Origin of the sequence: Rhodothermus profundi (genome assembly GCF_900142415.1) — a bacterium.
Classification (GTDB): Bacteria; Bacteroidota; Rhodothermia; order Rhodothermales; family Rhodothermaceae; genus Rhodothermus; species Rhodothermus profundi.
Genome location: NZ_FRAU01000009.1, coordinates 35150 through 57191, shown reverse-complemented (window position 1 = coordinate 57191; position 22042 = coordinate 35150). Strand labels below are relative to the sequence as shown.

At 58.5% G+C, this 22042-nt stretch carries 23 protein-coding genes; 3 read left to right on the top strand and 20 right to left on the bottom strand.

Annotated elements, in window-relative coordinates; all coding sequences use genetic code 11:
• Positions 1 to 64 precede the first annotated feature (64 nt).
• From BUA15_RS11810 to BUA15_RS11770, 9 genes are all read right to left on the bottom strand, one after another.
• A complete protein-coding gene (locus BUA15_RS11810) occupies positions 65 to 358 on the bottom strand; it encodes an acylphosphatase (RefSeq protein WP_072716258.1) in 294 nt (97 codons plus the stop codon).
• The gene (locus tag BUA15_RS11805) at positions 355 to 1734 is read right to left on the bottom strand and encodes an alpha-amylase family glycosyl hydrolase (protein ID WP_072716196.1); all 1380 of its coding nucleotides are present in this window, start codon (positions 1732 to 1734) and stop codon (positions 355 to 357) included. Before BUA15_RS11805 ends, BUA15_RS11810 begins: the two co-directional genes overlap by 4 nt.
• A gap of 290 nt (positions 1735 to 2024) precedes the next feature.
• The gene (locus BUA15_RS11800) at positions 2025 to 2231 is read right to left on the bottom strand and encodes a hypothetical protein (protein ID WP_072716195.1); all 207 of its coding nucleotides are present in this window, start codon (positions 2229 to 2231) and stop codon (positions 2025 to 2027) included.
• A gap of 49 nt (positions 2232 to 2280) precedes the next feature.
• Positions 2281 to 3711, bottom strand: coding sequence for a Na+/H+ antiporter NhaC family protein (locus BUA15_RS11795; RefSeq protein ID WP_072716194.1), 1431 nt, complete (start codon positions 3709 to 3711; stop codon positions 2281 to 2283).
• A gap of 9 nt (positions 3712 to 3720) precedes the next feature.
• Positions 3721 to 4311, bottom strand: a complete 591-nt coding sequence (locus tag BUA15_RS11790) for a thioredoxin family protein (protein ID WP_072716193.1) — start codon at positions 4309 to 4311, stop codon at positions 3721 to 3723.
• 71 nt (positions 4312 to 4382) lie between these two features.
• Positions 4383 to 5237 carry a zinc metalloprotease HtpX gene (gene htpX, locus BUA15_RS11785; RefSeq protein WP_072716192.1) on the bottom strand — a complete coding sequence of 285 codons (855 nt, stop codon included), beginning with the start codon at positions 5235 to 5237 and terminating at the stop codon, positions 4383 to 4385.
• Positions 5238 to 5359: 122 nt separating this feature from the next.
• Positions 5360 to 5692, bottom strand: a complete 333-nt coding sequence (locus tag BUA15_RS11780) for a tetratricopeptide repeat protein (protein ID WP_245772032.1) — start codon at positions 5690 to 5692, stop codon at positions 5360 to 5362.
• Positions 5693 to 5695: 3 nt separating this feature from the next.
• Complete coding sequence (locus BUA15_RS11775) at positions 5696 to 6505, bottom strand: TPM domain-containing protein (protein ID WP_072716190.1); 810 nt, start codon at positions 6503 to 6505, stop codon at positions 5696 to 5698.
• Between the two features lie 4 nt (positions 6506 to 6509).
• Positions 6510 to 7112, bottom strand: coding sequence for a LemA family protein (locus BUA15_RS11770; RefSeq protein ID WP_072716189.1), 603 nt, complete (start codon positions 7110 to 7112; stop codon positions 6510 to 6512).
• Positions 7113 to 7296: 184 nt separating this feature from the next.
• On the opposite strand from BUA15_RS11770, the gene BUA15_RS11765 reads away from it, so the two are divergent.
• Together BUA15_RS11765 and BUA15_RS11760 are read left to right on the top strand one after the other, a co-directional pair.
• On the top strand, positions 7297 to 8967 hold the full coding sequence (locus BUA15_RS11765) for a S41 family peptidase (protein WP_072716188.1): 1671 nt from the start codon (positions 7297 to 7299) through the stop codon (positions 8965 to 8967).
• Between the two features lie 170 nt (positions 8968 to 9137).
• Positions 9138 to 9578: an Hsp20/alpha crystallin family protein gene (locus BUA15_RS11760; RefSeq protein ID WP_072716187.1), complete on the top strand. Its 441-nt coding sequence runs from the start codon at positions 9138 to 9140 to the stop codon at positions 9576 to 9578.
• Positions 9579 to 9635: 57 nt separating this feature from the next.
• Here the strand turns inward: BUA15_RS11760 and phoU are convergent, their stop codons facing one another.
• Genes phoU through BUA15_RS11735 form a run of 5 tightly spaced genes read right to left on the bottom strand, consistent with a single transcriptional unit; the run spans position 9636 to position 14070 of the window.
• The gene (gene phoU / locus BUA15_RS11755) at positions 9636 to 10334 is read right to left on the bottom strand and encodes a phosphate signaling complex protein PhoU (protein WP_072716186.1); all 699 of its coding nucleotides are present in this window, start codon (positions 10332 to 10334) and stop codon (positions 9636 to 9638) included.
• Positions 10335 to 10347: 13 nt separating this feature from the next.
• Entirely contained in the window at positions 10348 to 11175 is an 828-nt protein-coding gene (pstB, locus tag BUA15_RS11750) for a phosphate ABC transporter ATP-binding protein PstB (protein WP_084660593.1), read from the bottom strand.
• Positions 11176 to 11179: 4 nt separating this feature from the next.
• A complete protein-coding gene (gene pstA, locus BUA15_RS11745; RefSeq protein ID WP_072716185.1) occupies positions 11180 to 12073 on the bottom strand; it encodes a phosphate ABC transporter permease PstA in 894 nt (297 codons plus the stop codon).
• Between the two features lie 5 nt (positions 12074 to 12078).
• Positions 12079 to 13023 (bottom strand): phosphate ABC transporter permease subunit PstC, encoded by a 945-nt coding sequence (gene pstC, locus BUA15_RS11740; protein ID WP_072716184.1) that lies wholly within the window; start codon positions 13021 to 13023, stop codon positions 12079 to 12081.
• 9 nt (positions 13024 to 13032) lie between these two features.
• On the bottom strand, positions 13033 to 14070 hold the full coding sequence (locus BUA15_RS11735; RefSeq protein WP_072716183.1) for a PstS family phosphate ABC transporter substrate-binding protein: 1038 nt from the start codon (positions 14068 to 14070) through the stop codon (positions 13033 to 13035).
• A gap of 189 nt (positions 14071 to 14259) precedes the next feature.
• Between BUA15_RS11735 and BUA15_RS11730 the strand changes: the two genes are divergently transcribed.
• On the top strand, positions 14260 to 16257 hold the full coding sequence (locus BUA15_RS11730; protein WP_072716182.1) for a M1 family metallopeptidase: 1998 nt from the start codon (positions 14260 to 14262) through the stop codon (positions 16255 to 16257).
• A gap of 13 nt (positions 16258 to 16270) precedes the next feature.
• Here BUA15_RS11730 and BUA15_RS11725 read toward each other — a convergent pair whose 3' ends face one another.
• The 6 genes from BUA15_RS11725 to gpmI form a co-directional block, all read right to left on the bottom strand.
• Complete coding sequence (locus tag BUA15_RS11725) at positions 16271 to 16735, bottom strand: copper chaperone PCu(A)C domain-containing protein (protein ID WP_072716181.1); 465 nt, start codon at positions 16733 to 16735, stop codon at positions 16271 to 16273.
• A gap of 73 nt (positions 16736 to 16808) precedes the next feature.
• Positions 16809 to 17327, bottom strand: a complete 519-nt coding sequence (locus BUA15_RS11720; protein ID WP_072716180.1) for a hypothetical protein — start codon at positions 17325 to 17327, stop codon at positions 16809 to 16811.
• A gap of 4 nt (positions 17328 to 17331) precedes the next feature.
• Complete coding sequence (locus BUA15_RS11715; protein ID WP_072716179.1) at positions 17332 to 17904, bottom strand: FMN-binding protein; 573 nt, start codon at positions 17902 to 17904, stop codon at positions 17332 to 17334.
• A gap of 64 nt (positions 17905 to 17968) precedes the next feature.
• Positions 17969 to 19375 carry a hypothetical protein gene (locus BUA15_RS11710; RefSeq protein WP_072716178.1) on the bottom strand — a complete coding sequence of 469 codons (1407 nt, stop codon included), beginning with the start codon at positions 19373 to 19375 and terminating at the stop codon, positions 17969 to 17971.
• Positions 19372 to 20343 carry an FAD:protein FMN transferase gene (locus BUA15_RS11705; protein WP_072716177.1) on the bottom strand — a complete coding sequence of 324 codons (972 nt, stop codon included), beginning with the start codon at positions 20341 to 20343 and terminating at the stop codon, positions 19372 to 19374. The genes BUA15_RS11710 and BUA15_RS11705 overlap by 4 nt, the downstream gene beginning before the upstream one ends.
• 146 nt (positions 20344 to 20489) lie before the next feature.
• Positions 20490 to 22022: a 2,3-bisphosphoglycerate-independent phosphoglycerate mutase gene (gene gpmI / locus BUA15_RS11700; RefSeq protein ID WP_072716256.1), complete on the bottom strand. Its 1533-nt coding sequence runs from the start codon at positions 22020 to 22022 to the stop codon at positions 20490 to 20492.
• Positions 22023 to 22042 lie beyond the last annotated feature (20 nt).

The window sequence follows — 22042 nt, the reverse complement described above, 5'->3', positions numbered from 1 at the left end:
GGTTCTCTTGCCTGGGTACAAGGTAGCATGCCTGCTTTCTAAAAACAACCCGCCCGTACATTTTTTACCCCCAACGAATTTCAAACGTCTCAAAGGCTCCCTGCGCGGGCAGCCAGTGTGCCTGCACGTCGTCAACCCGTGCGGCCGGAGGACCCTGTTGCACGGCACGGAGCAGTTGCTCCAGACGTTCGCGGGGCCCCTCGGCCACCAGGTAAACCGAACCGTCTGGCTCATTACGTACCCAGCCAGTTAGCCCCAACTGCCGGGCATGCCAGCGAACAAACTGCCGAAAGCCCACGCCCTGCACCCGCCCGGTAACCCGCGCCTCAAGTCGCGCCTGTGCATCCAGAGCGCTCATGGCCGCCATGGCTGATAGATTCGGTAGTGGTACGGACCAAGCCGCAGCGTGTCCGTTGCCAGCGTGTCGGCGGTAAAAACTTCTACCCAGCGACGCCCGCGTATACCTTCTGGCAACCCGACCGTTTCCCATCGGTTGCGAACGTTAACGATCAGTAACAACGTGTCCGTTTCCGTAGTGCGCAGGTACAGCAGCACATCATCGGCTGTCGGATTGAGCACGGTCAGCTCGCCATAACGCAACGCCTCACTCTGGCGGTAGAAATTCAGATAGCGCCGGTAGAATGTGTAAAGCGCCGGACTTTCAGGAGCTTCCCAGTTGTAAGGCGTGCGCGCAAAGAACGAAATCCGTTCTCGCACGCCCAGCTCCTGTCCGTTATAGAGTAACGGGACGCCCGGCATGGATGTGGCCAGCACAAAGGCTGCCCTGGAGCCTGCCTCTCCGCCAAAGAGCACGGGCGGGGGCGCGTCCCACATGGTTTCATCATGGTTGGTGGTAAACCGCAGCCGACGCGCTCCCGGTGGCAACAATTTCAACGTTGAATCCACCTGCTGTACCAGTCGGTGCAAAGGAGCACCGCGCCAGACTTCCTTGAGTTGATGGTAGAAGGGCCAGGCATACGTCAGGTCAAATCCTGCCAGATGCATTTCGGGCTCAGCCGCTTCGGCCAGCATCAATACAGGCTTGATCTTTTCTACGGAATCAATGGCTGCCCTCCAGAAATCCAACGGTACTCCGTGCGCCACATCACACCGGTAGCCATCAATGTCGAACTCCTGTACCCAGTACTGCATCACATCAATCATTGCCTGCCGGAGTTCGGGGTTGTCATAGTTAAGCTCCACCACGTCGGTCCAGTCGGTCGTATCGCCGTTGAGCACTGGATAGGTAAAGCCGTCAATAGGCCCCGGCGTGTACCACTCAGGATGCGCTGTTACCCAGGGATGATCCCAGGCTGTGTGGTTCGCTACCAGATCAATGATGAGGTGCATTCCGCGAGCGTGCACCGAATCAACCAGCGCCCGGAAATCCTCTTCCGTGCCGTAATCTGGATTGACCGCGTAGTAGTCCCGCACGGCGTAGGGCGACCCCAGCGGACCAATATCTGTCTTGGCCCGCTTCTTTCCAACCGGATGAATGGGCATGAGCCACAGCGTATTGACCCCCAGCGCCTGCAGGGAGTCCAGCCGTTTGATCACGCCCTGAAAGGTACCTTCTGGCGAAAAATCCGGTACATAGATCTCGTAGAGTACGGCGTCAGCGATCCATGCGGGCTGTCCTACTCCGGGGGGCACCGGGGGTGCTTCTTGCCCTGCCGGCACGTTACACCCGACCACCATCAGCATACCGATCCAGAGCCAAATAATGGTGCGCATAAACTCAGATACGTTGATGAAAGGGCTTACTTTTTCAGCAGGAAGTATAACACAATGCGACCACAACCGCTACCTTCACCCTCCTTTACGCTCCTGCATTTTAAGGAGGCGGGTAGCGATAAGCTTGTGGATTGGCCCCAACGCCCCGACTCAACAAGGGGTTTGCGCATTTCTGCTGTCGGGTAGACGCGCCCTCCTGTAGCCGTTAGCGGATGCAGCGAAACCGGCATCTACCTGAGGCAACAGATTGGATGCCGAGAAAGTCCCGGTGTTATGCAGCGGCTTGCCTGCTATTCATTACGGTGTCGCAACAGCGCAGCCACCAGCAGGAACCCGACAAAGGCAAGGCCGCTCAGGCGCACCACATCGGCTGTCAGGCGAGGCTGTCCCGTGAGGACCCATTCAGCCATCAGCGCAACCAGTCCAAAGAGTAGCGCTAGAAAAATTGCGCCCAGCAGCACAAAACGAAAGGACCGGAAGGGGGCGGAATCAAACATGAGGCCGGTGTTTTCTGCTCCCAACGAGCAGCTGGTAGCCGGGATCCCCTCAAAGAGCCAATCCCAGCCCTACATAGATCACTAGCGATACCCCGGCCAGGAGCAGCGCATAGGGGAGTTGTGTATTTACATGATCAATGTGATCGCATGCAGCCGCCATGGACGAAATGATGGTGGTATCGGACAGAGGCGAAGCATAATCGCCAAAAATACCTCCAGAAAGTACCGCTCCCAGCATAAGCGGCAGTGGTAGGCCTAACCCCTCAGCCAGCGGCATGGCAACCGGAATCAAGATGGCAAAGGTGGTCCAGGAGGATCCCAGCGTGAACGAAATAAAACAGCTCACCAGAAATACCAGGGCCGGCAGCCACCAGACAGGCCACGCCGGATCAATCAGGCCCACAAGGTAGGGCCCCATCTCCAGCGCTCGGGATACCTGTCCCAGCGCAAAGGCCAGCACGACCAGCACCGTAACGCCCACCAATCCCGACATCCCGCGCAGGACCAGCGCTGTCGAACGCGCCAGCGAGAGGAGCGGGCGTCCCCCCCGAAGCGGCCGAGGTAATGCGTAGAGCGCCATCGCTACGCCCACCGCAGAGGCAACCGCCCAGAAAACGGCTGTCGAGCCGCTACCAGCCATCAGGTTACCCTCCCCCGTAATCCAGAGCCCTACGAAGATCATCCCTACCATGACGCCAAGCGGTACCAGAAAATCAGCGGCCTTGCAAGGAGCTCCTTCAACGGGTTGGATGCCGGCTACCTCCTCAGCCACCAACGGTTGCGCATTGGGGCGTAACAGTTGGCCGGTGGTCGCGGCCCGTTGCTCGGCTGCCCGCATCGGCCCAAACCCCCAGCCAGTCCAGGCAATCAGCAGTGCAAAGAGAATCGCAAGCCAACTAAACACATTGTAAAGCAGCCCTTCGGCCAGCAGCCGCACAGCTCCGTCCGTAAGGCCCTGCGCTGCCAGCAGCCCCAGGACATACGCGCCCCATCCGTTGAGTGGAATCATCATGCAGACCGGTGCGCTCGTTGCATCGCAATAGAAGGCGAGCTTTTCCCGCGGCAAGCGCAACCGGTCGAAAAACGGCCGCCCCACTGCTCCGACCACTAAGGATGTGATGCTGGACTCTACAAAGATGACCAAGCCTACCAGCCAGGCCAGCAGTTCGGCGCCGCGCCGCGACGTTCCCCATCCTCGCCGCTGAGCCCACGCAATGAATCCCTGCACTCCTCCAGAGGCTTGCACCAGCGCGATCAAGCCTCCCACCAACAGACAGAACAGAACGACCCGCGTATTACCGGCATCAGCAAATACAGCTACCAGTTCATCACCGAGTCGTCGCAAGCCCAGCAGCGGATGCCCCCCTTCCAGCAAGGTGGTGCCCAGCCAGAGGCCTACAAGCAGCGACAGGTAAACCTGACGCGTCCACAGCGCCAGTGCAATGGCCACAATCGGCGGCAGCAAGACGAGCCCATCCATACCGCCAACTCAGTGGGGCTCGTTGCCCGGCTTCCACTTGATATTACACCCCATCGACGGATACTGGGGCCCGGTTACCTTTCCATGTTCCAGCAGCTCGTCCAGGACTCGCTTTAGATCCGCGCCGGTAGCCGGACGTCCCTGGCCAGGCCGCGTATCATCGAAGCGACCGTGGTAAACCAGCCGTCGGTTGGCGTCGAACACGTACAGATCAGGCGTGCAGCGTGCTCCGTATGCTTTGGCGACTTCCTGCGTTTCATCAAACAGATAAGGAAATGGATATCCCTTTTCTCGGGCGCGCCGTGCCATTTCTTCCGGCGCATCCTCGGGGTACTGAGCTGGATCGTTGGCATTGATAGCAACGAACTGCACACCTCTGGGCTGATACGCACGCGCCACCTGGATCAGCGCCTCTTCGATATGCTGGGCATAGGGGCAGTGATTGCATGTGAACAGGATAACGAGCGCCTGCGCTCCGGCAAAATCTTCAAGGCTCCGCGTAGGCTTGTCGCGTCCATCTGCTTCTGGATTAACCACCGGCAGTTCAAACGGAATGGCTTCGGTACCGAGGGCTATTTCTTGCGAGTAGGTCAGTGCCATAGCCGCCAAATGTTTAGTTTTTAAACCACAACGGCCGGCAGACAAATGGCCGGCCGTTGCAGAAGGTTCCATTAGGCGCGAGCCCCCGCCAGTTCCTGTTCTAGCTCAAGCAGCCGCCGAATGCGCTCTTCGGTAGGTGGATGGGTTGAAAACAGCCGGGCAATGCCGCCGCCTCCGCTAAACGGATGCACAATAAACATATGGGCAGTCGCCGGATTGGCATCCATGGGAATATGGGCCACCCCGGCTTCCAGCTTCTCCAGCGCCCGAGCCAGCGCCCGTGGCCGCCCACAAATAAGCGCGCCTCCTCGGTCTGCCGCAAACTCACGAGCTCGTGAAATCGCCATTTGAATAAGCATGGCAGCCAGCGGCGCCAGAATGAGCATAAGCAATCCGGCCAGCGCATTTCCCCGATCCCGATCACCGGCCGGTCCAAAGAAGAAGGCAAAACGCGCCAGCATCGTAATGGCCGCGGCCAGCGTAGCGGCGATTGACGAAATCAGAATGTCTCGGTGTTTGATGTGGGCCAGCTCATGCGCAATAACGCCTTCCAGCTCTTCCCGATTGAGCAGCCGCATAATGCCCTGCGTAACCGCCACGGCGCTGTGCTTCGGGTTGCGGCCGGTGGCAAAGGCATTCGGCTGCTCTGACGGAATGACATACACGCGCGGCATGGGCAGCCCTGCCCGCTGCCGCAGACGATCCACCATGTCGTAAAGTTCAGGTGCATCTTCCCGGGTAACTTCCCGGGCGCCGTACATCATCAGCACAATTTTGTCGCTGAACCAGTAGCTAAAGAAGTTCATCGCCACGGCAAAAAAGAAGGCGATGATCATGCCCTGCTCGCCACCGATTGCCTCACCAATGAGCACAAAAAGCACCATTAGCAGGGCCATTAAAGCCGCTGTACGCAGCGCGCTCGACATAGCTCCTTCAGGGATGGTTGAACACCTCGATAGATTACGTTGCGGAGATATACGACAGGACGATGGGGTGGTTCTACGCAAAAGCAAGGAATCCTCCTGTAAAAACGACGCAACAGCGCTGCCTACTCCTCTCCCAGCTCTAGTGCCATCAGCGCATCCTGCAATTCGGCCAGACTTTTCGCGTCGCCTACCCGACGAGCTACCTCAATCCCCTGCTGGTAGGTGCGCCGCGCCTCTTCCAGGCGCCCTAGCGTTCGGTAGAGTTTTGCCAGGTGGTAATAGGTCCCCACATAGTCGGGATGGTCGCGCACCAGTTCCTCGAAGAAGCGCAGCGCTTGCGCCGTGTCGCCTCGCTTCCAGTACTCCTGGGCCAGCGCAAAACGCGTGAAGGCATCGGTAGGATCTTCCTGATAGAACTGGAGCAACTGTTCCAGTCGGTCCATTGTTCTTGCCATGCCTTACCAATGACCTCCTGCGCCGCCTCCTCCAAAGCTACCGCCGCCTCCAGAGAAGCCGCCCCAGTCACCTCCTCCCCATCCGCCCCCGCTGCTCCAGCCACCGCCACTGCCCATGCTCCCTCCCCAGATAATGATCGGTGGAAAGTCGGAGGTGCGTTGATAGACGCGGTACGGATGCCGGTGCCGCTTGCGTCCTCGCGGTGGTCCCTCCATTCCTCGCGACGCCGACATGATAAACAACAGCAGCACCAGCAATACAAATAAAGTAACCCCTATGTCCCACAGACTACGTTCATTGCCTGAGCGTTCAGGCGGCTGGAACTCGCCCTGCGCGGCAGCGATGATGGCATCAACCGCCGCCGAAAGCCCTCCGTAAAAGTCTCCCTGCCGGAAGCGGGGAATGATAATATCCCGCACAATTCTTCCGGCCAGCGCATCCGGAATCGCTCCTTCGAGCCCATATCCCGTCGCGATGAACACTTCGCGTTCTTCACGGGCTACCAGAATAACGACCCCATTGTCATATTCGGCTTGTCCAACTCCCCAGCGACGTCCCAGGGCCACCGCATAGTCGGCGGCCGGAACGCCATTGAGCGTAGGCAGCGTTACAATAACGATTTGCGTTGAGGTTGTATCCGCGTAGGTAGCCAGCTTCCGGCTCAGCATTTGCTCTTCGGCCGGGGTTAGCAGATCGGCCAGATCCGTTACCCACTGGCCGGTGGGTGAAATGACTTCAATTTGCTGGGCAAAGGCTCCCCACCCAAGTAGCAGTCCCAGCAGCCATCCCAGCCACCCGTTTGCTCGCTGCATGCATTCAAAGGTTAAATTCTACCTGGGGTGCCTCCTGGGCGCTTTCGGCTGCTTCAAACGGCTGTTTGGGGATAAACCCCGTCAGGCGGGCCACCAGCACGGTCGGAAAACGCCGCACCAGCGTATTGTAACGACGCACTGCTTCGTTGTAGTCGCGCCGCGCCACGGCGATACGATTTTCTGTGCCTTCAAGCTGCACGAGCAGGTCTCGAAAGGCTTCTGTTGTCTGCAATTGCGGATAGTTTTCCGCAACGGCCAGCAACCGGGCCAGCGCACTTGAAAGCTGCGCCTGCGCCTCCTGAAACTGCCGCACCTTTTCCGGATCACTCAGATCTTCAATGCTCAGCGTAATGGCCGTAGCGCGAGCGCGCGCACTGGTAACAGCTTCCAGCGTCTCCCGCTCAAAGGTGGCCGAGGCCTGCACCGTACGTACCAGATTGGGAATTAGATCGGCTCGGCGCTGATATTGCGCCTGCAGGTCGGCCCACGCCCGAGCTACCATTTCATCTGCTTCGACCATGCGGTTATACGTGCTGCAACCGGCGCACCCTGCCATGCCGAGCAGCAGCACGATCACAACCAGCGTGAGCAGTCCTTTGCTGCGCATGAAGATCGCTTCAGGGTTGGTCAAACGTTCGGCCGGCCTACGCCCACACGAAAGTTCGGGTTTCAGCCAAACGCAACTGTTCCGCAACAAACCACTGCCTGCACCATTAAGATAAAGCGGCGTGCGTTTTGCTGGTGGTTGCTGTATCTTTAAGAGCTACGGATTGTCAAGCTTTTATGCTACGATGAAAAAATCGCTGCGCTACACGCTCCCGGCCGTTTTGCTGTTGGCCCTGGGTATTGTCTTGGGATGGAATCTGCAGCAGGCTGTGTCGACTACCGATACGCTGGCCAGCCTGCGTAAGTTGGAGGAAGCCTTTCTGACCATCACCCAGCGGTATGTCGATCCGGTCAAGCCGGAGCCGTTGGCTGAAGAAGCCATTCGCGCAATGCTGACGGAACTGGATCCGCACTCGGTGTACATCACGGCCGAGGAAATGAAAGAGTTGCGTGAGAGCTATCAGGGCTCCTTTGGCGGGGTGGGCATCTGGTTCGAAGTGGTGGACGACACGGCCCGCGTGGTGGCGACCATCAGCGGCGGTCCCAGTGAAGCAGCTGGGTTAATGCCGGGCGATCGTATTATTGCCATTGAAGATTCCAATGCGGTTGGCCTCTCTTCGCGCGAAATTCAGAAGCGCCTGAAAGGTCCTGAAGGCACGCAGGTCAAGGTAACCATTCGCCGGCTGGGCGTCCGAGAACCCCTTGAATTTGTCATTACACGTGCCCGCATCCCGCTTTACACGGTGGATGCCGCCTATATGCTGGATGAAAAGACCGGCTATATTCGCATCAGCCGTTTTGCTATGACCACCTATGACGAATTCCTGGAACACCTGGAGCAGCTCAAACGCCAGGGCATGCAACGGCTGGTGCTGGACCTGCGCGACAATCCAGGCGGCATCATGGAAACCGCGGTCGAGCTGGTTGATGAGCTACTTCCCGAAGGCTACACTATCGTGTACACGCGCGGACGAATCGCCCAGGCCCAGATCACACGCCGTTCTACTTCAGGCGGTCGCTTTGAATACCAGCCTGTGATCGTTCTGGTCAATCGCAACTCGGCTTCCGCCAGCGAAATTGTAGCAGGGGCCCTCCAGGACAACGACCGGGCCCTGATTGTCGGCCTGCGCACGTTTGGAAAAGGACTGGTGCAAAATCAATTTCCTCTCTCAGACGGCAGCGTCATTCAGCTTACGGTGGCCCGCTACTATACCCCCTCTGGACGACTCATTCAAACACCTTACCACGGCGGAGATCTGGAAGACTACTATCGCCAGAAGTTTGCCAATTACGAAACCACAGTCTTTCACCCTGAAGACTATATCAATGAAATTCCCGACTCGCTCAAATTCAAAACCGTTCACGGACGGACGGTTTTTGGAGGCGGCGGCATTCTCCCCGATGTGATTGTGCCTCCGGATACCAACTCAATCTTACTCGAAGTGTCGCGCCGCCAGCTAGCGTTCAACTTCGTGCGCGACTGGTTCAGCAAACACGAGTTTGAACTGCGACAGCAGTGGACCAACCGGCAGGAAGCCTTTCTGGCGTCGTTTACGGTGGACGATGTCATGTGGCAGGCTTTCCTGGACTATGCGCAGGCGCAGAATCTGTTCGGCTCCGATTCAACGGCCACGCGCCGGTTCACCATAGCGCAGGCTGAAGCGCAGCGGGAGACGCTGAGCACGTTGCTGAAAGCCTACCTGGCCTGGCAACTATTTGGTCGGGAAGCATCTATTCGCCTGTTTAACCAGATCGATCCGGTCCTGCACGCTGCCCTGAAGTACTGGGACCGAGCGGAGGCGCTGGCTGCGTACTTTGCTCCGAAGGCCGACAATCCGCTACGCAAAGGTCGCTAGTCAGCTTGACAGGTTCACGCTGACACGGTGTCCGATCCGGCAGACGGCATGCTTCCAGGCATGCCGTTTGTTGATTCAGTAAAGTGGCCGGTTGGTTCCGACAGGATGTCGGACCAACGAAGTCGGTTGGCGTATTGCGTAACCCCTCAAACCAAACCGGAGGAGGAGCCATGGCCGAGGTGATGCGCTATACGTCGCCGACATCGCTGCTGTCTGAGCTGCAGCGGGAAGTGGACCGGCTGTTTGAGAATTTCTTCGGGAGCTGGCTGCGGCCTGAAGTCGAGTCGGCGGTCTGGACGCCCACGGTGGACCTGTTGGAGACTGACGATGCCTATCTCATCTACATGGACCTGCCCGGCGTAAGCCGGGATCAGGTCACGATCACTTTTGAAAACGGCACGCTGCAGGTAAGTGGCGAGCGGCCGCAGCAGGAACACAAGGACGCCCAGTATCATCGGATGGAGCGGTGGTATGGCCGCTTCTTCCGGTCGTTCAATCTGGGCCAGAACGTGAACCCGGACAAGATCAAGGCCCACTTTGAAAACGGCGTCCTGATCATCGAAGCGCCCAAGACGGAGGAAAGCAAGCCAGTACGTATCAAGATCTCGTAAGCAACCTGTCAGCGACTAAAGAAAACCCCGCCTTGAAAGGGCGGGGTTTTTTATGGTTTAGCGGTGTTGCTCACCCTCCTGCGCCTGCGGTTCTCGAAGCTTGCGATGCCGAATGTCCACCCCCTCAATCAGAAAGACCACGCTTTCCGCAATATTCTTAGCGTGGTCCGAAATACGCTCCAGCGCCTTGCTTGCGGTGATCAGATGAGCTACCGCTTCGAGGTGTTCGGGATGCTGCTGCCCAAAACGCACCAGTTGTTCGAAGTTTTCTCGATGCAATCGGTCGATCTGGAGGTCCTGTGCCAGCACCTGACGCGCCAGCAGGCGGTCGCGTTTCAGGAACGCCTCCTGCACCTGGCGCAGCATAGCCCGGGAGGCATCGGCCATTTCTTCAATGCGCGTCTGGGCCAGCGCTTCAGGGGCCTGTACAACGTGGGGGGTATGCTTGGCTAAGTTTTTACAGTGATCCCCGATGCGCTCCAGGTCGGTGTTGACCTTAACCGCCGTGATGATCATGCGCAGCTCAGCCGCTACGGGATGATGCAACGCCAGGATCCGTTCGCACTGCCGATCGATTTTGAGCTCATAGGCGTCCACTTCGTCATCCCGCGCCCGCACGCGCTCGGCCAATGCCAGATCGCGCCGGAGGAGCGCATCAATAGCGCTTGAGAGCTGTTCGTCGACCAGATCGGCCATTTCGAACAGCATGCGTTGCAGCACGAGCAGTTCGTCGTCTATGTGTCGATGTACCGTCATCTTCGCCGAATACCTAGCCAAACCGTCCTGTAATATAATCTTCCGTACGTTTTTCGCGGGGCCGCGTAAAAAGTTCGTCTGTGCGGTTCATTTCAATTAATTCGCCCATGTAAAAGAAGGCGGTGGTATCACTGATGCGCGAAGCCTGGTGCATATTGTGCGTAACGATGATGATCGTATAAGATTTTTTGAGTTCCAGAATTGTCTCTTCCAGTTTGGCGGTTGCGATCGGGTCAAGGGCGCTGGCAGGTTCATCCATGAGCAGCACTTCAGGCTCAACAGCCAGCGCGCGGGCAATGCAGAGGCGCTGCTGCTGCCCCCCACTCAACCCGTAGGCGTTTTCATGGAGTCGGTCTTTCACCTCATCCCAGAGGGCAGCCATTCGCAAGCATCGTTCAACCAGCTCATCCATGTTACCGCGGTAGCCATTTATGCGAGCGCCCCAGGCGACGTTCTGGTAGATGGACTTGGGAAACGGATTAGGTTTCTGAAAGACCATCCCTACGCGGCGGCGCACCACGACCGGGTCCATCTCCCGGTAGATATCGCGGCCGTCCAGCAACACGGTTCCCTCCATGCGTGTGTTCGGAATCAGCTCATTCATGCGGTTGAGGCAGCGCAGCAGCGTACTTTTACCACAGCCGGAGGGCCCGATAAAAGCCGTTACCTCATTGGGGAGAATCTGGAGGGAAATATCTTTTAGCGCCAGTTTATCCCCATACCAGAAGTACAGATTGCGCACTTCCATCTTGGGTTGCACGTGCTGCGACGCGCTGTCGCGGTGCAGCCCGGCAAATGCAGTCGCAGGCGCTTTTTCAGCAGACGAAACGTGATCGGCCATAGGTTCAGTGCGGACGATGACGTTCGTAGTAGTTGCGCAGCAGGATAGCACTCAGGTTCATCAAAAACAGGAAGACCATGAGCACGATAATCGCAGCGGCAGCCAGTCCCCGGAAGGTTTCTTGCGGGCGGGCCGTCCAGTTGAAGATCTGAATGGGCAAGACGGTAAAAGGATCCAGCACATGGCTCGGAAGAAAGGCCACAAAAGTCAGCGCCCCAATCATAACCAGTGGCGCCGTTTCTCCAACGGCACGGCTCAGTGCCAGGATAATGCCGGTCAGAATGCCCGGTGCGGCAATGGGTAGCAGATGGCTGGAGACCACCTGCCAACGCGTTGCTCCCAGGGCATAGGCACTTTCCCGAATACCCTGGGGTACGGCCCGCAGCGCTTCCTGGGTACTGATAACGATTATCGGAAGGACCAGCAGGCTCATGGTCAACGCCCCGGCGAGCAGGCTGCGCCCCAGCGCAAAAAAGCGTACAAAGAGTCCCAGTCCCAGAATCCCGTAAATCACGGAAGGAATACCGGCCAGGTTGGCAATGTTCAGTTGGATAAGCCGCAACAACCAGCCACGCGGGGCATATTCTTCCAGATAGACGGCCGCTCCTACTCCGATGGGCACCGAAAACAGCGCTGTCAGCAGCATCAGCCAGAACGAGCCGACAATGGCCGACTTGATGCCTGCCGCTTCTGGACGCCGAGATGGATACGAGGTGAGAAATTGCCAGTCCAGCCACGGAGCTCCCTTGCGCACCACATCTACCAGCAGCGCCGTTAGCACCAGCAGCCCAAATAAGGTGGCAAAAAACAGCACGACCGCCAGGAGCTGCCCAAACCGCCGGCGCCGCTCCAGGCGCAGATCGAACCGGGTAGCCACCGCCTGTTGCACTTCGGTCATACGCCTCAGTAGCTCTCTTTAAAACGCAGAATGATACGGTGAGCCAGCAAGTTCATCCCCAGCGTCAGTACAAACAGCACCAGCCCCACGGCAAACAGGCTCTGATAGATGACCGTTCCCTGGGGGGTATCGCCCAGGCTGACTTGGACAATATAGGCCGTCATGGTCTGGATTGACTCCAGCGGGTTAAGCGTCAGACGAGGCGTAGCACCGGCTGCCAGGGTCACAATCATGGTCTCCCCAATCGCTCGGCTCAGCGCCAGAATGAAACTGGCCATAATCCCACTGAGCGCTGCCGGCACCACCACCCGCAACACCACTTCATACTTGGTGGCCCCTAACGCATAGGCTCCTTCTGCCAGCGAACGAGGCACGGCCCGAAGCGCATCTTCGCTCAGAGACGCTACCATCGGAATGATCATGATGCCCACGACAATGCCGGCGCTGAGCGCATTGTACACCTGCATCTGGGGAAGTACCTGTTGCAAAAGGGGCGTAACAAACGTCAGCGCAAAATAGCCATAGACAACGGTTGGCACCCCGGCCAGCAATTCCAGCGATGGTTTTAGCCAGCGACGCACGCGGTCGGGTGCATACTGAGAAATGTAAATGGCCGCAGCTAGTCCAATAGGAATCGCTACCAGCGCCGCAATGACCGTGATCATCAGCGTACCAGCCAGTAGCGGCCAGATGCCAAAGTGCTTCTCCGCAAACTGCGGCGTCCATTTCGTATCTCCAAAAAACTCTGCCAGCGATACCTGCTGGAAAAAGGCGATAGACTCGCCAATTAAGATGGCAGCAATGCCCAGGGTGGTCAACACCGTCACGAAAGCACAGAACCCAAGGAATGCCTGAATCAGCCGTTCCTTGGGTCCGCGTGATAGATTGGCATCCGGCGCCAGGTCTGGGAATCCCTGACGCCGGATCCATTCGTTGGACGTTGAAGCCATGGATACCGATTACTCCGCCGTACTTTCTGTAGACGACCGTTCGAGCCGCAGCAGATCTTCAACCATTACGCCCACCTGCGATCCTTCGCCCCCAAAGATACTGCCCGTTATCCGATTTTGAAAGCGCGCTAACGCCAGCTCATACGCCTCGGCCGACAGCGGCACATAGCCCACCTCTGGCGCCAGCGCTGCCGCCTGCTTTAGATAAAACGTGACAAACGCCTCTACAGCCGGATCATCAGCTCGGTCCGCACGCACGTAGATGAAAATGGGACGCGAAAGCGGCTGGTAGGTACCGTTGTTGACGGTCTCAGGGCTTGGCAGAATGCAGCCCTCCCCATTATCCGGATTGCCGTCGTCGATCGCTACGGCTTTGAGCTTATCCGTGTTCTCTTCATAGTAAGCCAGCGGGATGAATCCCAGCGCATTGGGATCACCGCTGACGCCCTGCACAAGCACATTGTCGTCCTCACTGGCGGTAAAGTCCGAGCGACTGGCATGCTCCTCTCCCACAATAGCCGCCGTAAAGTAGTCGTAGGTGCCACTATCCGTTCCCGCGCCATACAGGCTCAACGGCCGATCCGGAAATGAGGCGCGCACCTGACGCCAGCGGGTAATGGTACTGTTCGGCTCCCAGATGCGGCGCAGCTCTTCCACCGTCAGGCATTCAACCCAGTCATTCTCAGGATGTACAACCACGGCAATTCCGTCATAGGCCACCGGCAACTCGATGTATGCCACGCCATTTTGCCGCGCCAGCGAATCCTCTACAGGACGGATCGGACGCGACGCATCGTTAATGTCCGTTTCTTTCCGCAAGAACTTGGAAAACCCGCCACCGGTCCCACTAATGCCCACGGTCACGCGCACTCCAGGATACTGCTTCATGAACTCTTCCGCTACCGCTTCGGTTAACGGATAGACGGTGCTGGAGCCGTCAATATGCACGGATCCGGTGAGCTGCCCTGACTGCTGCGGTCCGCGGCCACAGCCAACCAGCACGCCCCCGAGCAGCACACTCACAAGCAGGATTCTGCTACCTATCATGTCTTCCGCATGGTTGATGAATCATCGGCTCTGCTTCGGCTGGTAATCTAACAAATCCCATGTCAACGAATGGTAAATCATGCACGTTCAGAGATTATCAAATCGTTAACATCCCCGCCGCAGCATGTGGCAACAATGTCTGGGCCCTTCCTATATTGGAGGCATCTGTTGAATCAGCCTACCATTACCATGCGTCGCGCTTTCTCGGTGCTGCTTAGTGCGCTGCTGCTTGCCAGTTGCACCACTTCGCGTCCGATTGAGCCTGCTTCTTCGGCGCAAGCTCCCACGCTTTTGCGTCCGGAACGTCCATTGCCTGCGCCCCTCACGCTTCCTCCGTCGTTTGCCCTTGCCATTCAACGCGGCACGCGCACGCCTGACGGTCGGCCCGGACCTAACTACTGGCAGCAGCAGGCCCGATACGATCTAACTGCCCGTATCGACACGGCCGCGCGTCGCCTCGACGGCGAAGGGCGGATCCTTTACCTTAATCGCTCGCCCGACACGCTCCACCAGCTTTTCCTGGAACTGCCCCTGAACGTTCACGCCGAGGGTGTGGTGCGCAATGAACCTGCCGAAGTAACAGGCGGCGTAACGCTCCACTACGTGGCCGTCGATGGACAGGAGGCCTTCTGGCCAGCCGACGCGCCCGAAGGCGCCCCCCGCTATGCCGTCAATGGCACCCGGCTGGTCATCTTTCTGCCCCGCGCCCTTGCCCCCGGCGACTCCGTCCAACTGGACTTCCGCTGGTCCTTCACGATCCCCAAACGCGGCGCCGGTGGCCGCATGGGCTATGATGACAATCTATACTTTCTGGCCTACTGGTACCCGCACATGGCGGTTTATGACGACGTCATCGGCTGGTTCACCGACCCCTTTCTGAGCCGCGCTGAGTTCTACTTTGGCTACGGAGACTATCGCATCACCATTGACGCCCCCGCCGGCTGGCTCGTGATGGCTACCGGTACGCTCGAAAATCCCGAAGAGGTGCTGGCCCCCAACGTGCTGGCCCGCATGCATCAGGCCTACCAGAGCGACACCCCCGTGCGCATTGCGGAACCCGACACGGATCCGGTCACACAACCCGGTACGAACGGCCGTTTGCAGTGGCGCTTCCAGGCTACCAATGTACGTGACGTGGCCTTCAGTCTGGTGCGCCAGGCCTTCTGGGAAGGCGCCCGCACGCCGGTGGGTGACCGCGATGGCGACGGTCAGATCGATTATGCGCACATCAACACGTTCTGGCGCCCTACCGCTCCCCGCTGGGCTCACGTTACGCGCTACCAGCAACATGCCATTCGCTACCTTTCGCAACTAACCGGCTTCCCGTACCCCTGGCCCCATATGACGGCCGTTGAAGGCGGCGGCATTATCGGAGGAGGCATGGAATTCCCGATGATGACGCTCATCGGCGACTACAATGCGGCAGGCGACAGCGCCCTCTACTACGTAACAGCGCACGAGCTGGCCCATATGTGGATTCCGATGATCGTCGGCGTTAACGAACGACGTTATAGCTGGATGGACGAAGGCAGCACCACCTTTGCAGAAAACCAGGCACGCACCGACTTTTTCCCGGGCACGCAGCCTCGTCTGATCGAACAGGAAAGCTACCTGATGCTGGCCCGTATGGGCGCAGAAGGCGAAATCATGCGCCGCTCAGATTACCATTATTCCAGTTTTGCGTTTGGCATTGCCTCCTATAGCAAACCCGCCATTCTTCTTGAAGCCCTGCGCGGCCTGCTGGGCGAGGACGTATTCTGGCGTGCCTATCGCACATTTATCCGGGAGTGGGCGTTCAAACATCCTTATCCCTACGACTTGTTTAACACCTTTGAACGCGTCAGCGGCCAGGACCTTGACTGGTTCTGGCACGCCTGGTATGTGGAAACGTGGACGCTCGATCAGGCCATCGCTGCCGTCGAACCCACCGAGGGCGGCGTGCGCATTACCGTAGAAGACCACGGGCTGGCCCCCATGCCGGTCTATCTGACGCTGACGCTGGCCGACGGGTCGCAGGTACAGGATACCATTGGGGTGGACGTATGGTTAGAAGGGCGACGTCGAGTGACCGTGACGGTGCCGACCGGCGCCGCCGTCACTCGGGTCGAAATTGATCCCGAACGCTGGTTTCCTGATATCGACCGGCGCAACAACGTATGGCGCGCACCGGCCAGCACCGGACAGTAGCCTCAGGTAGGCCTTATTCGGCTGCCATCGGCGCCTCACGCACGGGTACCCGAACGCGCAGCCGCCCCTGGCGGGCCAACCGCAAATCAACCAGCACCATCTGGCCCGGCTCAATGGCCTGTTGCAGATCGCGCAACACCAACTGTATGGCCACACGCGAACGCGCAGGGATCACTACAGCCGTAACCTCACGGGCCGTCTGCACCGTATCTCCCACCAGTTCGCGCATGACGACCTCGCGCGCTACAGCCAGCGCCTCGGCGCCCACCAGGGTATCCCCCTCAGCCGTACCATTGGCGATGCGCAGCGAAACGACAGCACTGTCACCAGCGGCCGTGGCATAGACAACCGGTTCCTCCACGGCCAGGCGTCCCTCCGGAAGCGGCGGTTCGGCCGTAGCCGCCGGCTGCTCGCGCTGCTGCTGCCCACACCCCACGAGCAGAAGCAGCCCCAGCAAGACGGTCGCCCAATACCGCATGGTGTCTTCGGGGTTTGGTGATAAGGGGCTTGAATGCAGGAAGGCAGGTTTAAAAAAAACAAAACCCCTCGTTTCATGCAACAGCACGCCGGCTATGGGGCCCCCACAGCTCCCACAGAATGCGAACAATCATGGCATACAGACAGACAAAGGTGGAAATGCCCGCCACCAGCATAATCCAGGCAGCCGGCCATGCCCATTCTTCTGGCAGGAAGCGCACCGCTGCCATCCCACCAAACAGCACCAGCGTGGCCGCAAACGGCTCCAACACCAGCAATGCCTTCCATCGCGCTGAAGTCGACGTGCCCAGAAACAGCCCGCCTACAGCCAGAAAGATGAGCGCAAAGGAAGTAATATGCGCATGCAGAATATTGAGCATTTCATAGGGGCTTTTGGGGTATTTGATCTCTGCTACCTCCTCTAAGGGGACGTCTTCATTACCCCGAAACTGATGCACCACGCCTGTCGGCGTATTGTGCGTTGTATGCTGCACGAACAAAATACCAGTCATGTATCCCACCCCTACCACAATCACAAACCACGTAACCAGCCATCGGGCCGTCCCACGCAGCGAACGCAGTGAAAACGTCATCGCATTAGTTCGGATGGTAGGTCAACGCCGGTGGATGCTTCTGATAGTAAGAGGTCACAAAATACAACACCTTTTTGACCCCTCGGTTAAGTGCATGAACAGAAATGGTGGCGCCACTCACATTGACAATGTCCCGATGGGTCTGAATAGGGTCCCGAATTGTTTTACCGCGGTATTGATAGAGAAAGCGAGGCAGCCGAACCTGCCCTCCATGGGATTCCCGGTAAACCATAACAGCTACTTTTTCGACCGAGAAATCAGGGCGTACGCCTACAATGAAGGTGATAGGGCGATATTTGCCTACTTCTTCAGTGATCACGGCATACCCCAGCAACTTACCGCTCGCATCATAGACGCGCATGACGACCAGCACCGAATCAAGCGGCTCGCTGCGACGCAAGGCGTGCTGCGCCTGCTGCAAGGCTGCCGGTGAAAACCGAAGCGTATCGCGCTGCACGTAACGTCCCTCAGGAAACACTTCGGCCAGCGCTTCCTCCGGCGTCAGAAAAACTTGCTCCTGGGCCCATCCGACGGGTACCCCGATCCCCAGCATCAGCAACACGCCGATACCACGCATCGTTTTGCCTCGCAGCCAGGAGGGGCCGGGCCAGCGCAGGGCGCGAGCCCAGCCCCTCCCCTGCTCAGAATCCAAAGACAACGCCAAAGATAAACGCCTGCGCCACATCCTCATTGCCGTCGGCAATCAGATAGTTGGTCACATCCCCCAGGCTCCGCCCCTTATTCGTCCAGGTCAGCTCATAGGCCAGTTGGAAGCCTACCAGTGGGGTAGGACGGTACGTGAGCCCAAACGTCAGACGGTTCACCCAGCGATCCGACGTCTCGAACGCTTCCAGCAAGCCCGCCTCAAATGCCGCCTCCTTCAGCAAATCACGAAACCAGACCTGTTCCCAGCGCACGCCCGCATACCAGAGCGGCTGGGTTCCCTGCCCAAAGAACGTTGCCCGCAAAAACTCCGGGAAGAAGGCGTAGCGCATCTCAATCCAGTATCCCTGGCGCACGCGGCTTAGCCCCACCAGCTCCACCTTAACTTCGCTTTCAAGGGGCACGCCGGCTGCCGCTAACCCATTCGAGACACCTTCCTGATTATAGACGCGCTGCGCAAAGCCCCGCGCTACCGTTTCCACATCCCCCATGGACGTGTAGACATACTCCCCTTCCAGTGCCAGCGCGCCTCGGCTTAGCAGAAAATCAATCCCTACACTTCCCACGTACGCAGCTGGCAGATACTGCGGCGTATAGCGACCATAGTAGCCCGAAAGCGCCAACTCTACGCCCAGTGAGGGGCTCAACGCCACGCGTCCCGTTACCGTCTTGGCCTGCTTGGTATCGTTGCCAAACGTCCCGGTGAAAGGCTCAAACTTCAACTCAAGCTCCTGGTCCACGTGATTGCTGCCCCCCTCCGGACGGCTAATGGTCTTCTGCTCAACTTCTACGTCAAGCTGCACGCCATTTACGACGTAGAATTCATAGCTCAGCAGTCCTTGCAGCCCAAGCGGTACGTCTCCGGCAATGCCCAGCCCTAACTCATTCCAGGCCGATTTGGAAGGAAGGACCGGAGCCCCCCGATCAACCAGGGACCGTCGCGGAAACATCCACTGGTTATCATCATGGTGAATGTTGAAGCGTCCTACAGGGACAAGCAGTCCTCCAGCTCGCAGCCGAAAGGCCGGATCAATTGCCCACTCCAGCCACGCCTGCTCAATCGCAATCTCTGACTGATCGGTCCCTTCGACCGCCTGTTCCACCGTTACGCCTCCCTCCCCTTCAACCGCTTTCTCCAACTCCAGCTTTCTGAACCGCTCCAGCTCCAGCTCTGAAATAAATCGCAAATTCGAAGTGATCGCGACATCGGTGGTCAACACAAACCGGCGGAACGTAAACGTGTTGTACTGCCGCTCCAGATTGGTAGCCTCAAAGCGGATTGCGCCATATCCCCCCAGGCGCGCTCGCTCTTCGGCTTCCTGAGCCCGTGCTGGCAGGGCCAGAACTGCCATCAGCAACAGCCATCCCGTGTATCGACGCATCATGGGTATTTCTTCGTTTGGTTACAGCATGAAGCGAACGACCAGCGATAGGTCTGCACGCGGAGTCCTTCGGCGCTTCGCCGCGCCACCAACGCACCGGCAGGATCGGGAAGCCAATGTGGATCTGGATCAACAGCCAGCGCTGTAGCTAACGCATCGGCCGCGCCACAGGTAGGAGCCCAGACCGTAACGCTTCCCTCGAGCCGAACCCGCCTCAGATCACGTGGATCTACCAGCGTGGAGCCAGCCGGCTCGTAGTCGCCGCTGGTTGCCAACGCCCCATCCCGCAACGCTACGGTAACCAGCACTTCGTCGGGTCGCAGCGGATGGCGAATGCCAATCTGCCAGGCTGACGTTCCAGGCGGCGCGCCGAACACGCGCAGATCGCCTCCTGCATTGACCAGACCGGCCGTACAACCTGCCTGTTGCAGCACAGCCACCGCCTGGTCCACTGCCCACCCTTTGGCACTGCCTCCAAGGTCAAGCGCCACGGGGGCCCATTTGCGGAACCGCCCCTCCCCTACCACTTCCACCTGACGCGCCGGCTGCGGGAGCGGCGTGCGTCCCTGCTGCCACGCCGCTACCGCCGCCCCAACAGTTGGATCAAAACGCCCCGCCGTAATCTCACGCCAGCGGAGGGCTTCGGCAACGGCCTGCCGCGTCAGCGCAGGCAACACCAGCTCAGCTCCTGAAGGACTCGCGTTCCATCGGCTCAGCATCGACGCGGGTTCCTGCACGCTCATCTGCCGGTGCACCTCAAACAGCAACGCACTGGCCTGCCGGACGGCGTCCCGGGCCGCCGCCCGGTCCGGGTGATAAACTTCAAAGCGCACCAGCGTCCCCATCACAGGGTAGAGACGCACCAGCGGCATGGACTCAGCCGGTCGGGCCAACAACCGAAACGGCGAGCCAGCCAGCCAGCCTCCGATCATCCATCCACCCAGCCGATGCAGGAACGTTCGCCGATTCATGACGCTAAGCGCGATGCACGGGATGCAAACTTAGATCATGTCTAAATTATAAGCAACCCTTTCGGGCTGTGCCGGACACATTTGACGACAACTCCACAAAAAGAACGTGTTGCGCTGGAGCCCCACCGGCCTTCCGCCCGCTGCATTCAGATAAGAACTTCTCCGGTCATCTCGGGCGGTATGTCTTCTCCCAGCAGACGCAAGATCGTGGGGGCTACATCTCCCAGCTTACCGTCCTGGATGGGCCCATGGAAGCCAGGCTTAATGATCAGGTGCGGGACCAGTGCGGTCGTGTGGGCTGTGTGCGGCGAGCCATCAGGATTCTTCATGCGGTCCGCATTGCCATGATCGGCCAGAATCGTCACTGTATAGCCGTGCTGCAGCGCAGCTTCGACCACGACGCGGGTAGCTGCGTCAACTGCCTCGATCGCGCGAACGGCTGCCTCAAACACCCCGGTGTGCCCTACCATGTCGGGGTTGGCAAAGTTCAGTACGATCAGGTTATATATCTTTTTCTCGATCGCTTCGGCGCAGCGTCGGGCTACCTCCGGAGCGCTCATCTCCGGCTTTAAATCGTAGGTAGGCACCTTCGGAGAGGGTACCAGAATCCGGTCTTCACCTTCGAAAGGCTCCTCGCGTCCCCCGCTAAAGAAATACGTCACGTGCGCGTACTTCTCCGTTTCTGCTATGCGCAGTTGCCGCCCTCCCAGAGCCGAGATCACTTCGCCAAGCGTCATGCGCAGGTTAACTTTACCAAAGGCAACCGGCAGATCAAAGGTTTCATCATAGGGCGTAAAGGTAACAAACAGCAGATCCAGCCGGTTACCTCGCGGAAAGGCGTCAAAGTTTGCCTCCGTAAAGGCTCGAGTGAGCTGGCGGGCCCGGTCGGCGCGGAAATTATAGAAAATTACCGCATCACCATCGGCAATGCGGGTAGGATACCCGTCGCCATAGTCAATGCGGCGCGGACGGACAAACTCGTCGGTAATCCCTTCAGCATAGCTGGCCTCCAGGGCCTGGATGGGATCGCCAAAGACTTCTCCTTCGCCATAGACCAGTAGCCGGTAGGCCTTTTCTGTTCGATCCCATCGTTTGTCCCGATCCATGGCATAGTAGCGCCCTACGATCGAGACAATACGTCCAACGCCGATTTCCCGCGCCTTTTCCTGAAACTGTTGCACATAGTGAATCCCAGACTTTGGATCTGTATCCCGACCGTCTGTGAACGCGTGCACGCACACCTGCTCCGGCCGCAGCCCTTCACGCCGGGCTAGCTCCAGCAGGGCGAACAGGTGGTTCAGGCTGGCATGCACGCCTCCGTCCGAGAAACATCCCATCAGGTGTAAGCGACTGTCATTTGCACGGGCGTGCTGCGCAGCCTGCACCAGCACGTTATTTGTAAAAAACGTACCGGCCTCAATTTCTTTGTCGATGCGCGTAATCTCCTGGTAGACAACGCGTCCGGCGCCCAGATTGAGATGTCCCACTTCAGAGTTTCCCATTTGTCCCTCCGGCAGTCCTACTGCCAGTCCGGAGGCTTTCAGGGTCGCATGCGGATAGGTGGCAAACAGGTGATCCAGAAACGGTTTGCGGGCATGATCAATGGCACTCACGGACGGGTCTTCGGCCAGGCCATACCCGTCAAGAATAACAAGCAGATGGCGTTTTCGAGGATCCATGGCCATTATGGGTTAATCGG

Excerpts from the sequence above, each read along its gene's own strand:
- BUA15_RS11810 (WP_072716258.1), bottom strand. The coding sequence starts at position 358 with ATGAGCGCTCTGGATGCACAGGCGCGACTTGAGGCGCGGGTTACCGGG.
- BUA15_RS11805 (WP_072716196.1), bottom strand. The coding sequence starts at position 1,734 with ATGCGCACCATTATTTGGCTCTGGATCGGTATGCTGATGGTGGTCGGG.
- BUA15_RS11800 (WP_072716195.1), bottom strand. The coding sequence starts at position 2,231 with ATGTTTGATTCCGCCCCCTTCCGGTCCTTTCGTTTTGTGCTGCTGGGC.
- BUA15_RS11795 (WP_072716194.1), bottom strand. The coding sequence starts at position 3,711 with ATGGATGGGCTCGTCTTGCTGCCGCCGATTGTGGCCATTGCACTGGCG.
- BUA15_RS11790 (WP_072716193.1), bottom strand. The coding sequence starts at position 4,311 with ATGGCACTGACCTACTCGCAAGAAATAGCCCTCGGTACCGAAGCCATT.
- htpX (WP_072716192.1), bottom strand. The coding sequence starts at position 5,237 with ATGTCGAGCGCGCTGCGTACAGCGGCTTTAATGGCCCTGCTAATGGTG.
- BUA15_RS11780 (WP_245772032.1), bottom strand. The coding sequence starts at position 5,692 with ATGGCAAGAACAATGGACCGACTGGAACAGTTGCTCCAGTTCTATCAG.
- BUA15_RS11775 (WP_072716190.1), bottom strand. The coding sequence starts at position 6,505 with ATGCAGCGAGCAAACGGGTGGCTGGGATGGCTGCTGGGACTGCTACTT.
- BUA15_RS11770 (WP_072716189.1), bottom strand. The coding sequence starts at position 7,112 with ATGCGCAGCAAAGGACTGCTCACGCTGGTTGTGATCGTGCTGCTGCTC.
- BUA15_RS11765 (WP_072716188.1), top strand. The coding sequence starts at position 7,297 with ATGAAAAAATCGCTGCGCTACACGCTCCCGGCCGTTTTGCTGTTGGCC.
- BUA15_RS11760 (WP_072716187.1), top strand. The coding sequence starts at position 9,138 with ATGGCCGAGGTGATGCGCTATACGTCGCCGACATCGCTGCTGTCTGAG.
- phoU (WP_072716186.1), bottom strand. The coding sequence starts at position 10,334 with ATGACGGTACATCGACACATAGACGACGAACTGCTCGTGCTGCAACGC.
- pstB (WP_084660593.1), bottom strand. The coding sequence starts at position 11,175 with ATGGCCGATCACGTTTCGTCTGCTGAAAAAGCGCCTGCGACTGCATTT.
- pstA (WP_072716185.1), bottom strand. The coding sequence starts at position 12,073 with ATGACCGAAGTGCAACAGGCGGTGGCTACCCGGTTCGATCTGCGCCTG.
- pstC (WP_072716184.1), bottom strand. The coding sequence starts at position 13,023 with ATGGCTTCAACGTCCAACGAATGGATCCGGCGTCAGGGATTCCCAGAC.
- BUA15_RS11735 (WP_072716183.1), bottom strand. The coding sequence starts at position 14,070 with ATGATAGGTAGCAGAATCCTGCTTGTGAGTGTGCTGCTCGGGGGCGTG.
- BUA15_RS11730 (WP_072716182.1), top strand. The coding sequence starts at position 14,260 with ATGCGTCGCGCTTTCTCGGTGCTGCTTAGTGCGCTGCTGCTTGCCAGT.
- BUA15_RS11725 (WP_072716181.1), bottom strand. The coding sequence starts at position 16,735 with ATGCGGTATTGGGCGACCGTCTTGCTGGGGCTGCTTCTGCTCGTGGGG.
- BUA15_RS11720 (WP_072716180.1), bottom strand. The coding sequence starts at position 17,327 with ATGACGTTTTCACTGCGTTCGCTGCGTGGGACGGCCCGATGGCTGGTT.
- BUA15_RS11715 (WP_072716179.1), bottom strand. The coding sequence starts at position 17,904 with ATGCGTGGTATCGGCGTGTTGCTGATGCTGGGGATCGGGGTACCCGTC.
- BUA15_RS11710 (WP_072716178.1), bottom strand. The coding sequence starts at position 19,375 with ATGATGCGTCGATACACGGGATGGCTGTTGCTGATGGCAGTTCTGGCC.
- BUA15_RS11705 (WP_072716177.1), bottom strand. The coding sequence starts at position 20,343 with ATGAATCGGCGAACGTTCCTGCATCGGCTGGGTGGATGGATGATCGGA.
- gpmI (WP_072716256.1), bottom strand. The coding sequence starts at position 22,022 with ATGGATCCTCGAAAACGCCATCTGCTTGTTATTCTTGACGGGTATGGC.